Below are 12,284 nucleotides of genomic sequence, written 5' to 3'. Positions count from 1 at the left end.
CCGCTCAGGCGGCGGGATGGTCGGGATGCGCCAGGAGCCAGGCCCAGATCTCCACCGGGTCCTCGGCGGTGAACTGGGCGCCGCAGTGGCAGATGCCGGTGAGGCGGTCGGAGCCCGGCGTCCACTCGACGCGCAGGCGGCCGGTGCTCACCCGGCCGCCTGGCGCCGCAGGATGCGGCGGGCGGCGAGGCCGCCGGTGTCGATGTTGATGGACAGCTCCTGGTAGCCCTCCGGCTCGGCGGCGATGACCCTCTCCAGGATGTTCAGCGCCTCCACGTCCTGCAGGACGACCGTGCGGTTGCTGTCGGCCAGGAACGTCGAGATCTTCTCGTCGCCCGGGGCGAAGTCGCGGGCGACGAGCCAGAAGTCGTGCGTGCTGGTCTCGGTCTCGGGGGTGATGGCGTAGCCGACCTCGACGTGGAACGCCCGCGAGTCGTCGCCGTCCGGGCCGGGCTCCACCCCGGTCGGCGCGATGCGGCTGTGCAGGAGGTACAGGCACGGCGGGTGGTACTCGATGTCCTGCCAGCGGTCGATGCGCCCCTCGATGCCGGTGGACTCGGCGTAGAAGGGCGGGCACTCCACGTCCTTCATGCGGCGGCTCACGTAGACGATGCCGGCGTCCTCGTCGACCTCGGTGTTGATCGGGGTCTGCGCCACCTCGGGGGTGCCGATGTAGCCGGCGTGCAGGTACGTCTCGTGGGACAGGTCCAGAAGGTTGTCGACGAGCAGCTCGTACCGCGCGGCGAGCGGCTCCATCCCGCGGACGGTCGTGTAGTCCGGCGAGCCGAACCACGGCGCGCGCGGGATCGCGGAGGCGTCGCCCTGCCCGTCGCCGATCCACACCCAGACGAACGAGTCCTGCTCCACGACCTGGTAGGCGGGGACGCGGGCGGTGCGGGGGACGCGGGTCTGCCCGGGCACCGCGACGCACACGCCGTCGGGGGCGTAGGTGAACCCGTGGTAGCCGCAGACGATGCGGTCGCCGTCGCGGTTGCTCTCGGAAAGGGGGTAGCGGCGGTGCACGCAGCGGTCGGCGAGCGCGACGGCCTCGCCGGCCTGCGTCCGGTACATGACGAGGGGTTCGCCGCAGATCGTCCGGGCGAGCAGGCCGTCGCCGACCTCCTCGCCGTAGGCCGCCACGTACCACTGGTCGCGCGCGAAGACCATGGATCTCTCCTCCCAGGTGGACGAGGGGATGAGACGACCCTCTCCGCGCGGCGGCGGCGCGGGCCACACCGGTTCCGTCCAACGGAAGGAACGCCCGTCAGCGGGCGTGCAGGGCGGTCTCCGGGGGACGCAGCGCGCGCGGCGCCCCGAGGGCCCGGGAGATGCCGCGGGCGCTGGCGCGGACGGCCGGGACGAGCGCCCGCGCCTCCCACCCGTCCGCGGGGACGACGATCGCGACGGCGGCCACGACCGTGTCGTCCGGGCCGAACACCGGCGCGCCCACCGAGAGCGCGAACGTCTCGACCTGGCCGTCGCTGATCGCCACGCCGGTGCGGCGGACCTCGGCGAGGACGCGCCGCAGCTCGGCGCCGGAGGTGATCGTCTTGCCGGTGAAGCGGCGCAGCGGCCCGGCGATGGCGCGCTCCTGCACCTCGGGGACGGCGTGCGCGAGCATCGCCAGGCCGACGCCCGTCGCGTGCGCGGGCCAGCGCCCGCCGACCCGGGAGAACACGTGCACGGCGTCGCGGGCGGAGATCCGCTCGATGTAGACGACCTCCAGCCCGTCCAGGACGGCGAGGTGGACGTTCTCGTGCGTCGCCTCGTAGAGGTCCTCCAGGAACGGCATCGCCGCGTCGCGCAGGACGGGCCCGCGGGGGGCGAGCGCGGCGACCTCCCACAGCCGCAGGCCGATCCGGTAGAGGCCGACGGCGTCGCGTTCGAGCACGCCCCGGCACGTCAGCTCGCCGGCCAGCCGGTGCGCGGTGGACAGCGGCAGGCCGGCGCGGTGCCCGATCTGCGTGATGGTGAGGGCCGGGCGCTCGGCGGAGAACGCCTCCAGGATGTCCAGGACGCGGCTGGTGACCGTCGGGCGCCGCTCGTCGCGCGCCGTCATGGCATGCCGTACTCCTCCCGCAGCCGCGTCTTGAGGATCTTGCCGGCCGCGTTGCGCGGGATCTCCGCGGCGAGCACCGCCGACTTGGGGATCTTGTAGCGGGCGAGCCGGTCCGCCAGGGAGGCGAGCACCTTCTCCGGGCTCACGTCCGCGCCGGGCCGCGGGACGAGGACGGCGCGGCCGACCTCGCCCCACCGGTCGTCCGGGACGCCGATGACCGCGCACTCCAGGATGTCGGGGTCGGCGAGGATCGCTTTCTCGACCTCGGCCGGATACACGTTCTCGCCCCCGGAGATGATGACGTCCTTGATGCGGTCGACGATGAAGGCGTACCCGTCCTCGTCGAGGCGGGCGGCGTCGCCGCTGCGGAACCAGCCGTCGGTGAACACGGCGGCGGTGGCGTCGGGCCTCCCCCAGTAGCCGGTCATGACGTGCGGGCCACGGACGACGATCTCCCCGGTCTCACCGGGCGCCACGTCCGCCATGCCGGGCCCGACGACCCGGACGTCGCTGAAGAAGTGCGGCACTCCGGCCGACCCCGCCTTGGACACCGCGTGCTCGGCGTCCAGGAACAGCGCGCCGGGCGCCGCCTCGGTCATCCCGTATCCCTGCAGGAACGTCAGCCCCCGCTTCTGGTAGGTCTCGATCAGGGACGGCGGCACCGGGGCGCCGCCGCACGTCAGGATACGCAGCGAGGACAGGTCGGCGCCGGCCCAGCCCGGTTCGCGGGCGACCCGCTGGAACATCGTCGGCACCCCGAACATGAACGTGACCCGCCGCTCCTCGATGAGCCGCAGGGTCGCGGCGGGATCGAACGCGGCGACGAGGACGCACGTCCCGCCCTTGAGCAGCACCGGCAGCGTGAGCATGTTCAGCCCGGCGGTGTGGAAGAGCGGCGCCGACACGAGCGCCACCTCCCCCGCCACCAGGTCGTGGTCGATCAGGACGTTGATCGCGTTCCAGGTGATGTTGCCGTGGGTGAGCGTCGCGCCCTTGGGCGACCCGGTCGTCCCGGACGTGTACATGATCATGCAGGGGTCGTCGAGCGCGACCGGGAGGTCGAGCGGGGTGTCGTCCGCGGCGGCGAGCAGCTCCTCGTACCGGCCGTCGAGGGCGATGTGCTCCCGGACGGGCGTGCCGCCCCGGACGCCGTCCACCAGCTCGGCGTGCGAGGGCGCGTGGACGAGCACCGACGCGCCGCAGTCGGCGAGCTGGTAGGCGATCTCCGGACCGGCCAGCCGCGTGTTGAGCGGGACGAACACCCCGCCGAGCATGCCGGTCGCGAAGAGCGTCTCCATGAAGGACGGGTGGTTGGCGCCGAGGTAGGCGACCCGCTCGCCCGGCTCGACACCGAGGTCGCGCAGCGCGTTGGCGAGACGCGCGACGCGGCCGAGCAGCCCGGCGTAGGTGAGCGTCCCGTCCTCGTGGATCAGGGCGGCCGCCCGCGGGGTCTTGCGGGCACGGCGGGCCGGCCAGGACCCGAGTCCTTCGTTGCGCATGCGCGTCACCCCTCCATCGTCTTCGAGGCCGTGCGGCGCTCCCACCAGCCGGTGGCGGACGGCACGAGCCCTCTCGGCAGGAACAGCACGACCACGACGAGCAGCAGCCCGTAGACCGCGTAGGACAGCACGGTAGGCGCGGACGCGGGCATCCCCTCCCGCGTGCCGATGTCGTTCAGCAGCTGCAGCAGCAGGGTGATCGCGGTGGCGCCGGCGAGCGCGCCCCAGATCGTCCCGGCGCCGCCGACGACGACCATCACGACGTACTCGAACGACAGCAGGACGGGGAACGAGCCGGGCGCGACGTACCCGATGTAAAAGGCGTAGACCCCGCCGGCCAGCCCGGCGAACCCGGCCGACAGGGCGAACACCGCCTGCTTGTAGGCCGCGACCGGCACGCCGGACGACGCGGCGGCGACCTCGCTGGTCGCCAGCGCCCGCAGCCCCCGTCCGGGCCGGGACGTCACGATGTGCCGGGTGATCAGCACGGCCAGCCCGAGGGCGCCGAGCGCCAGGTAGGCGTAGGAGATCTCACCCGCGAACTCGTACCCGGCGACCCGGAGGCGCGGGACTCCCTGCAGGCCGATGTCGCCGCCCGTCCACTCCTGCCGCCCGACCAGGCTCAGCAGGATCAGCTGGATGGCGAGGGTCGCGAACGCGAGCTGGTGGCCGCGCAGCCGCAGCAGGGGGACGCCGACGAGCGCGGCGGCCGCCGCGGCGGCGAGCGGGGCCAGCAGCAGGCCGAGCCCCGTCGGCAGGCCGTGCGTCGCGGTCAGCGCCGCCGTGTAGCCGCCGATCATGGTGAAGGACGCCTGGCCGAGGGAGACCTGCCCGGCGTACCCCATCAGCATGGACAGGCCGACCACCACGGTCGCGGCCAGCACGAGCAGCACGTACACCGACACCTGCGTCTCGGGGAGCAGCACCGGGACGAGCAGCGCCGCCACGGCGACGAGGGCCGCGGCGAGGGCATGGGGCGAGGGCCGCCGCCGCGGCGCCGGCCCGGCCGCGGGACCGGAGGCGCGCGAGGACTTGCGGACGGACACGCTCATCGGGCGGCCTCCTCCTGCAGCGCGGTCCTCCGCGAGGCCCGCACCAGCATGATCGCCAGCATCAGCGCCAGCGCGACGACGGTCTGGTAGGACGCCTCGCCGTAGCCCGCGACCATCGCCTCCGCGACGCCGAGCGTGAGCGCGCCGGCGAGGGCGACGCCCGGCCGGTCCAGCCCGGCGAGCACGGCCGCGGCGAACCCGTTGGTGATCAGCAGGACGTCGCTGTTGTAGGAGATGGGCTGCAGCGGGGTGAGCAGGACGCCGCCGAGGCCGCCGAGCATCCCGCCGAGCGCGAACGCGACCAGGCCCATCCGCAGCGGGTCGATGCCCATGGCCCGCGCCGCGTACGGGTTGGACGCGCACGCGCTGAGCGCCTTGCCCGCGTAGGTGCGCCCGAAGAACACCGCGAGCAGCCCGAACACGGCCGCCGTGACCGCGATGACGAGGAAAGACTGCTTCTGGACGTGCGCGCCGAACAGGGTCACGGCGCCGCCGAGCCCGGGGAAGGAGCGCGGGGTGTCGCCCCAGATCATGATCTCCACCGCGTACGCCAGGAAGCCGAGGCCGAGCGTGACGATCAGCGCCGCCTGGGGGGACGTGCCGCGCCGCCCGGTGGCGACGAACCCGACCGCGAGCCCGGTGGCGCCGGCGACGGCGACCGCGGCGGCCTCCGCGGCCCCGTGCGGCAGCCCGGCCGACAGCAGCGAGCCCGCCGTCATCCCGCCGACGACGGCGAACATGCCCTGCGCGAAGTTCACGACGCGGGTCACCCGGTGGATCGTGACCAGGCCGCTGGCCAGCAGCGCGAACCCGCAGCCGACGGCGATCCCGGAGATGAGGTACTGCAGGAAGGCGCTCATGCCCGCTCCTCCGTCCCGCCGCCGTCGCGCCCGCCCAGGTAGGCGTCGGCGACCTCCGGCCCGGCGGCCAGCTCGGCGGCGGGCCCCTCGGCGCGGATGCGGCCCGCCTCCAGGACGTACCCGCGCCCGCACAGGTCGAGGGCCAGCCGCGCGTTCTGCTCGATCAGCAGGACGGCGAGGCCGCGCGCCGCGTTCAGCGCGCGCAGGTGCGCGACGAGGTCCGCGGTGACGAGGGGCGCCAGCCCGAGCGACAGCTCGTCCACGACGATCACGTCGGGCTCGGCCATCAATGCCCGGCCGAACGCGACCATCTGCTGCTCTCCGCCGGACAGCGACCCGGCGCGCCGCCTCCGCAGCTCGGCCAGCCGCGGCAGCACGTCGTACACGCGGCCGGTGTCGCGGGCGCCCTTCGCGCGGCGGCGCCGCCACGCGCCGAGGACGAGGTTGTCCTCGACGGTCAGGTCGTCGAACATCTGCCGCCCCTCGGGGACGAGCGCCACCCGCCCGCGCAGGTCGACCCGTCCCGCCGCCGGGCGCAGGACCCCGGCGATCGCGTTGACCAGCGAGGTCTTCCCGGCCCCGTTCGGCCCGATCAGCGCGACCAGCTCCCCCGCCCCGACGGTCAGCCCGACCCGGTCGAGCGCCGTCGCCGTCCCGTACCGGACGACCAGGTCGCTGACCTCGACCACGGCCGCCCCGCGATCAGCCGCGCCCTCACTCCGCTCGCTGCGTTCAGTCATGCGGCATCACCCAGGTAGGCCCCGATGACGGCGGGGTCGTCGCGGATCTCCTCCGGGGTGCCCTCGGCGATCAGGCGGCCGAGGTCCAGGACGCTGACGCGGTCGGCGAGGCGCGCGACGAAGGCCACGTCGTGCTCGACGAGCATGATGGTGAGCCCCTCGGCGCGCAGGCCCTCGACGAGCCGGGCGAGGGCCTCGCGCTCCCCGGCCCGCAGCCCGGACGCCGGCTCGTCCAGCAACAGGAGCCGCGGGCGCGCGCACAGGGCGCGCGCCACCTGCAGCGACCGCTGCTGGCCGAGGGGCAGCACGTCCGCCGAGCGGTGCGCCCAGTCGCGCAGGCCGACCCGGTCGAGCGCGGCGAGGGCGTCCGCCCTGATCGCGGCCTCCTCGCGGCGGTGCGCGGGGAGGCGCAGCGTGGCCGACAGGAAGCCGTGCCGGGTCCGGGCATGCGCGCCGACCATGACGTTCTCCAGCGCGGTCATCCCGTGGAAGAGGCGGGCGCTCTGGAACACGATCGCGATGCCGAGCCGCGCCCGCGCGTGCGGCGGCAGGCGGTCGATGGGCCGCCCGCCGTACCGCACGGTGCCGTGGTCGGGGGCGAGGTGCCCGCTGATGAGGTTGAAGAGCGTGGACTTGCCCGCGCCGTTGGGGCCGATCACGCCGCGGGTCTCGCCCTCCGCGACCGTCATGGCCACGTCGCGGACGGCGTACACGCCGCCGAAGGCGCGCGCGACGGAGCCGATCTCCAGGAGCGGCGTCATCCGGCGGCCTTCGCGGTCTCGGCGAGCTGCTTCACCGACCATTCCGTGGGGACCAGCTTGCCGTCCTTGACCCGGTTCATGGAGATGTCGGTGGGACGCAGGCCGGAGTGGTCGGTCTTGGAGTAGGTGTACTTGCCGCAGGGGGTGACGAGGCTGAGGCCCTCCAGCGCGTCCCGGATCTTCTCCCGGTCGGTGCCGCCGGCCTTCTCGATCGCGGCGGCCAGGAGCTTGACGCCCGTGTAGCCGTCCATCGCGAACTGCGGCGGCTCGTAGCCGTACTTCTGCTTGAACGGGACGGACATCTCCTCGACGGCCTGCTTGAGCTTGCCGGCCGGCAGGTGGTCGCCGACGACGCCGATGGCCGACTGGACGTACACGCCCTCGGCCGCCTTCCCGACGGGGTCGAGCCAGAGCTTGCTGGCCTGCGAGCCGGTCATGTAGAGCGGGAGCTTCAAGCCGGACGACGGGTACTGCTTGGCGAGCGTCACGCCGGGCGAGCCGCTGGCCCACGCGACGAGCGCCTGCGCACCGGAATCGCGGACGTGCGTGAACAGCGGGCTGAAGTCGGACGCCGTCGTCTCGTACGTCTCCTCCTTGACGATCTGGACCCCGAACTGCCCCGCGTGCTCCTTCATGCCCGCGAAGCCGGCCTTGGCGTAGGCGCTCTTGGTGTCGTAGGCGACCGCGACCCTGGTGATGTCGTGCGCCTGGAAGTACCCGAGCATCGCCCGCGCGTACATGGACGAGATCGCCGGGACCACGAACGTGTACTTGCGGATCGGGTCGACCTGCTCGTCCGCCGGTGAGAGCGAGATGTAGGGGATCCGCTCCCGCTCGGCGAGCGGCTCGACCGCGAGGCCGACGTTGGAGAAGGTCGAGCCGAGGATGGCGGTGACCTTCTCCGCCTTGAGCTTGTTGAAGTGCAGCACGCCCTGGTCTGGAGCGGTCTTGTCGTCGAGGGTGATCAGCTTGATCTTGCGGCCGTCGATGCCGCCGGCGGCGTTGATCTGTTCCACGGCGAGATCCACGGTCTTCTTCGCCTCGCCGCCGAGCGGAGCGTAGTTGCCGGTCAGCGACTCGATGAAGCCGACCTTGATCGTGGAACCGCCGCCCGATCCGCCGGAGTCGCCGCACGCGGCGGTGAACCCGGCGGCGAGAACGACGGTGGCCAGAAGCGGGACGAGTTTGCGACGCACTGGGACCTCCCGGGGTGGGCGTGCCCCGAAGTTAGGCGTACTCTTCACGACAGTCAATGTTTTGCCCAACATCGACGCGACGGCGGCGGGGCGCCCCCGCGCCGTCGTTACGCTGGCCGGATGACGGGAGCCGCAGTGTGAGTGCACAGAGCGAGGCCGGGCCGGTGCCGTCCGGGCGGCCGTCCCCGCGGCTCCGCCCGCAGTCGCTGATGCTGACCTATCTCGGCAACTACGTCCTCGGGCGCGGCATCGCGGTGTTCTCCGGCAGCTTCATCGACACCTTCGCCCGGCTCGGCGTCGGCGAGCACGCCGTCCGGTCGACGCTGACGCGCATGGTCGGCCGCGGCCTGCTGGAGCGGCACCGCGAGGGCAGGCGCATGCACTTCGGGCTCACGCCGCGGTCCGAGGCCATCCTGCACGACGGCGAGGAGCGCGTCTGGCGGCGCGGCGTGCTCAACACCGACTGGGACGGCAACTGGACCGTCCTCGCGTTCTCCATGCCCGAGTCGTGGCAGCGCGTCCGGCACGACCTGCGGGCCCGGCTCACCTGGGCCGGGTTCGGCTCGCTCGGCAACGGCACGTGGATCGCGCCGTCCCGGGTCGACGTCCGGCCGATCGTCGCGGGCCTCGGCCTGAACGGGCACCTGAAGGTGTTCGCCGGACCGGCCGAGGAGCCGACGGACGTCCCGCACATGCTGCGCGAGGCGTTCGACCTGGACGGCCTCGCCGCCGGCTACCGGGCCTTCCTGGACCGCTGGGACCGTCCCGACCCGCTCCCCCACGCCCCCGACGACCTCGCCCGCTACCTGTGGATGACCACCGAGTGGCTGCAGCTCGTCCGCGACGACCCGCGGCTGCCCGTCGAGCACCTGCCGGAGGGCTGGCCCGCCGTCCGGGGCCAGCAGGTGCTGCTGGACCTGCGCGACCGCTACGAGGCCCGCGCGCGGTCGCTCGCGGACGCGGCCATCGAGTACATCCGGGTGTGCTGACCGCCGCTCCCGCCCCGGCCCGCCGCATGACCTCGCCTCTCGCGGGTACGTCGCGTGCCTGCGACAACATGCCGACGAGGACGCGAGGTGATCGCATGCCGCCAGGGCCCGGCGGACCATCGGGCGCCGCACCCATCGATCCGCTGCGCCTCCGCAGCGGCGCCCGCGGGCCCTGCCTGCTCGTCGAGGCGGAGGGCGAGCTCACCATCCTGACCTCCGACCAGCTGCGCGAGCACGCGCTCGCCGCGATGCGGACCCACGACGGCCCGCCGCTGGTCGTCCTGGACGTCGGCGAGGTCAGCTTCTGCGACTCCTCCGGCCTGAACGCGATGATCATCCTCTGGAAGGCCGCGCACCAGGCCGGGGGCGAGCTCGTGCTGGCGCGGCCGAGGCGCCGGTTCCAGACGATCATCGAGCGCAGCGGCCTGGACCGGCACCTCGTCGCCTACCCGACCACCGACGAGGCCGTGGAGGCGCTCGGCTCGCGCTGACTCCGCGCCCGCGCGGCGCCCGGCGGCTAGAGTCGGCCGGGAGATGACGAGCGACGGCGACGAACTCCTGCGCAACCTCCTCACCGGCGTCCCGGAGAGCGAGCCGCAGACCGACCGCATCCTGGACGCGGCGCTCCGGTCCTTCGAGACCTACGGGCCGCGCCGCACCACCATGGACGACATCGCGCGCGAGTCCGGCCTCGGCCGCGCCACGATCTACCGGCGCTTCCCCACCAAGGGCGACCTCGTCACCGGCGTCCTGCTCCGGGAGGCGCGGCGGTTCTTCGCCGAGCTGGACGAGGCCGTCGCGGCGCTGCCGACCCTGGAGGAGCGCCTGGTCGAGGGGTTCGCTGTCGCGCTGCGGATCAGCCGCGAGCAGCGGCTGGTGACCCGGCTGATGGTCGTCGAGCCCGAGCTGATCCTCCCGCACTCCACGGTCAAGGCCGGGCCGCTGCTGGCCGCCGCCCGCGGCTACCTCGCCGGCCGGCTGCGCACCGCGCAGCGCCGCGGCGCCGCCCCGCCGGACGTCGACCCGGAGGTGGTCGCCGAGATCCTCGTGCGGCTCACCCACTCCCTCGTCCTCACCCCGGAGGGGCACATCCCCCTCGACGACGACGGTGCCCGCGACTTCGCCCGCCGCTACCTGCTCCCGATCGTCCGCAACACCCCGGCCTGACGCCGCCGGCCGGCATCCGCGTCGCGACCGCTAGAGCGGGGCCTCCGGGCGGGGGGCCTGGCCGTCCTCGCCGTGGGCGGGGAGGGTGATGCGGACCGTGGTGCCCTTGCCGGGCGGGCTCTCCACCTCGACGCGGCCGCGGAGCGCGCGGACGCGGTCGGTGAGGCCGGCCAGGCCGCCGCGCGGCGACGTACCGGCGCCGCCGACGCCGTCGTCGCGGACCTCGGCGACGATCACGTCCGCACCGGGCCGGACCGCGAGCGTGATCGAGTCCGCCCGCGCGTGCTTGACGGCGTTGGTGAGCGCCTCGCAGAGCGCGAAGTAGAGCGTCGACTCGATCTCGGGCGCGAACCGGCCGGCGGGCAGGTCGAGGCGGACCGGCACCGCGGCGCGCGCGGCGACCAGCTCGATCGCCTGCGCGAGGCCCTGGTCCTTCAGGATCGCCGGGTGCACGCCGCGGGCCAGGCCGTCCAGCTCGGCGACCGCCTCGGCCAGCTCGCGGCGGCACGTGCGGGCCTGCTCCCGGGCCCGCGGGTCCGCCGCGGCGTCCTCCAGGCGCGCCAGCAGCTCCTCCAGGCCCCGGAGCCGCTGCTGGGCGCTGTGCTGCAGCTCGGCGGCCAGCCGCTCGCGCTCGGCCGCCTGCACCCGGACCAGCCGCTCCTGCGCGTCGCGGGCCCGTTCGAGGTTGGCCTGCGCCGCGGCCTGCAGCCGGACGGTCTCCAGCGCGCGGCCGCCCGCGATCAGCGCGGCCTCGACGAGCGGCTCGTGGTCGCGCAGCGCGATGGCGACGTCGACGGTGGCGAGCGGCTCGCCGCCGGACGTCCGCACCTCGTGCCGCCAGCGCCCCGGGGCGGCGCCCGGTGCGCCCCGGATGCGGCGGCCCGCCACGTCGACGTAGCCGCCGTCCGCCCACAGCCACAGGTCGAGGGTGTCGTCGCGCAGGACGGCCCGCAGCGCGTCGCGGACCCTCGCCATGGAGACCGGGTCGGCGAGCAGCCGGTGCATCCGCTCGGCGACGGTCAGCTCGGCGAGCCGGGCGCGCAGCGCGGTGCCGAGGAACGCCACCGGCATCACGGTCGCGCAGATGCCCTGGACGAGATAGACGTCGAGCACGTCGTCCAGGCCCACGCCGCTGCCGGCGAGCGTGCCCTGGACGGCCAGCGCGCCGGTGACCCCCAGCGTGAGGGCGATCGCGACCGGAACGGTGAGCGCGCGGTCCAGCCGCCCGGTGCGCGGCATCCGGGCCACCAGGATGACCACCAGGACGCCGGCCAGCGCCGCCATCGCGGCCGTCAGCGCCCGCTGGACGCCGTGGAACACCGCCTGGTCGGGGCGGACCACCGGCCAGGCGACCGAGGCGGCGAAGCCGTTCCAGCCCGGCCGGGAGACCGCGCACAGCAGCGCCTGGCCACCGACCATGATCACGACGGCGGCGGCCGTCCAGAGCCGGACGGCGGCGCCCTCCAGCCGGCCGCCCGGGTACAGCAGCACGCCGACGCCGATCGCGAGGAAGAACACCGACTGGGCGAACACCGACACCAGCGGCAGCACGCCGGCGTTCCAGGCCGCCGACCAGGTGACCGCCCAGGCCGCCGCCGCGAACACGAACACCGCGCCCGTCCGCCGGCCGAGCCGCCCGGCGGCCAGCAATCCGCCCGCGATCGCGAAGCCGCCGCAGCACACCAGCGTCACCGCGGCGGCGGGCGGCTGCACCCGCCAGTGCGGCCAGCCGCACACGAGGGCCGCCGCGGCGACCGCCGTGCCGGCGGCCAGGGCGCGCCGGACCCCTGGGCTGAGCCAGAGCGGCCACCGGGAGACGAGCCTCACGCGGTCCCTTCCGTGTCGTCGTCCCGGGAAACCACCGTCCGGGAGTGGTGTTTTCCCGGATGCGCGCGGGGGCACGGCGCCGGGAACATGGGAGCGTGCCGGACACGGTCCTCGAAACGGGCCCGGCGCCGGGC

13 protein-coding genes are annotated in these 12,284 nt (G+C 74.5%); 3 read left to right on the top strand and 10 right to left on the bottom strand.

What is annotated here, in order from left to right; genetic code table 11:
* Positions 1-4: 4 nt before the first annotated feature.
* From BM339_RS49935 to BM339_RS18685, 9 genes are all read right to left on the bottom strand, one after another.
* Positions 5-151 carry a hypothetical protein gene (locus BM339_RS49935; RefSeq protein ID WP_021597837.1) on the bottom strand — a complete coding sequence of 49 codons (147 nt, stop codon included), beginning with the start codon at positions 149-151 and terminating at the stop codon, positions 5-7.
* Positions 148-1,167: an aromatic ring-hydroxylating oxygenase subunit alpha gene (locus BM339_RS18720; RefSeq protein WP_075021687.1), complete on the bottom strand. Its 1,020-nt coding sequence runs from the start codon at positions 1,165-1,167 to the stop codon at positions 148-150. Before BM339_RS18720 ends, BM339_RS49935 begins: the two co-directional genes overlap by 4 nt.
* 97 nt (positions 1,168-1,264) lie before the next feature.
* Positions 1,265-2,059 (bottom strand): IclR family transcriptional regulator, encoded by a 795-nt coding sequence (locus BM339_RS18715; RefSeq protein ID WP_075021686.1) that lies wholly within the window; start codon positions 2,057-2,059, stop codon positions 1,265-1,267.
* Complete coding sequence (locus BM339_RS18710; protein WP_024934917.1) at positions 2,056-3,558, bottom strand: acyl-CoA synthetase; 1,503 nt, start codon at positions 3,556-3,558, stop codon at positions 2,056-2,058. Before BM339_RS18710 ends, BM339_RS18715 begins: the two co-directional genes overlap by 4 nt.
* A gap of 5 nt (positions 3,559-3,563) precedes the next feature.
* Complete coding sequence (locus BM339_RS18705) at positions 3,564-4,610, bottom strand: branched-chain amino acid ABC transporter permease (RefSeq protein WP_083597741.1); 1,047 nt, start codon at positions 4,608-4,610, stop codon at positions 3,564-3,566.
* A complete protein-coding gene (locus tag BM339_RS18700; protein ID WP_021597842.1) occupies positions 4,607-5,470 on the bottom strand; it encodes a branched-chain amino acid ABC transporter permease in 864 nt (287 codons plus the stop codon). Before BM339_RS18700 ends, BM339_RS18705 begins: the two co-directional genes overlap by 4 nt.
* Positions 5,467-6,210, bottom strand: a complete 744-nt coding sequence (locus BM339_RS18695; RefSeq protein WP_075021685.1) for an ABC transporter ATP-binding protein — start codon at positions 6,208-6,210, stop codon at positions 5,467-5,469. Before BM339_RS18695 ends, BM339_RS18700 begins: the two co-directional genes overlap by 4 nt.
* Complete coding sequence (locus BM339_RS18690; protein WP_075021684.1) at positions 6,207-6,971, bottom strand: ABC transporter ATP-binding protein; 765 nt, start codon at positions 6,969-6,971, stop codon at positions 6,207-6,209. The genes BM339_RS18695 and BM339_RS18690 overlap by 4 nt, the downstream gene beginning before the upstream one ends.
* Positions 6,968-8,167 carry an ABC transporter substrate-binding protein gene (locus BM339_RS18685; RefSeq protein WP_021597845.1) on the bottom strand — a complete coding sequence of 400 codons (1,200 nt, stop codon included), beginning with the start codon at positions 8,165-8,167 and terminating at the stop codon, positions 6,968-6,970. The genes BM339_RS18690 and BM339_RS18685 overlap by 4 nt, the downstream gene beginning before the upstream one ends.
* Before the next feature lie 137 nt (positions 8,168-8,304).
* Here BM339_RS18685 and BM339_RS18680 point away from each other — a divergent pair, with 137 nt between their 5' ends.
* The 3 genes from BM339_RS18680 (at position 8,305) to BM339_RS18670 (ending at position 10,323) form a co-directional block, all read left to right on the top strand.
* A complete protein-coding gene (locus tag BM339_RS18680) occupies positions 8,305-9,156 on the top strand; it encodes a PaaX family transcriptional regulator (RefSeq protein ID WP_200871800.1) in 852 nt (283 codons plus the stop codon).
* A gap of 95 nt (positions 9,157-9,251) precedes the next feature.
* On the top strand, positions 9,252-9,647 hold the full coding sequence (locus BM339_RS18675; protein WP_021597847.1) for an STAS domain-containing protein: 396 nt from the start codon (positions 9,252-9,254) through the stop codon (positions 9,645-9,647).
* A 43-nt stretch (positions 9,648-9,690) separates the two neighbouring features.
* Positions 9,691-10,323 (top strand): TetR/AcrR family transcriptional regulator, encoded by a 633-nt coding sequence (locus BM339_RS18670; protein ID WP_075021683.1) that lies wholly within the window; start codon positions 9,691-9,693, stop codon positions 10,321-10,323.
* Between the two features lie 30 nt (positions 10,324-10,353).
* On the opposite strand, the gene BM339_RS18665 is transcribed toward BM339_RS18670, so the two are convergent.
* A complete protein-coding gene (locus BM339_RS18665; RefSeq protein ID WP_075021682.1) occupies positions 10,354-12,150 on the bottom strand; it encodes a sensor histidine kinase in 1,797 nt (598 codons plus the stop codon).
* Positions 12,151-12,284: the final 134 nt, after the last annotated feature.

The organism is Actinomadura madurae, from assembly GCF_900115095.1.
Taxonomy (GTDB): Bacteria; Actinomycetota; Actinomycetes; order Streptosporangiales; family Streptosporangiaceae; genus Spirillospora; species Spirillospora madurae.
The sequence above is the reverse complement of the archived record's forward strand: the minus strand, read 5'-3'. Positions and strand labels throughout refer to the sequence as shown.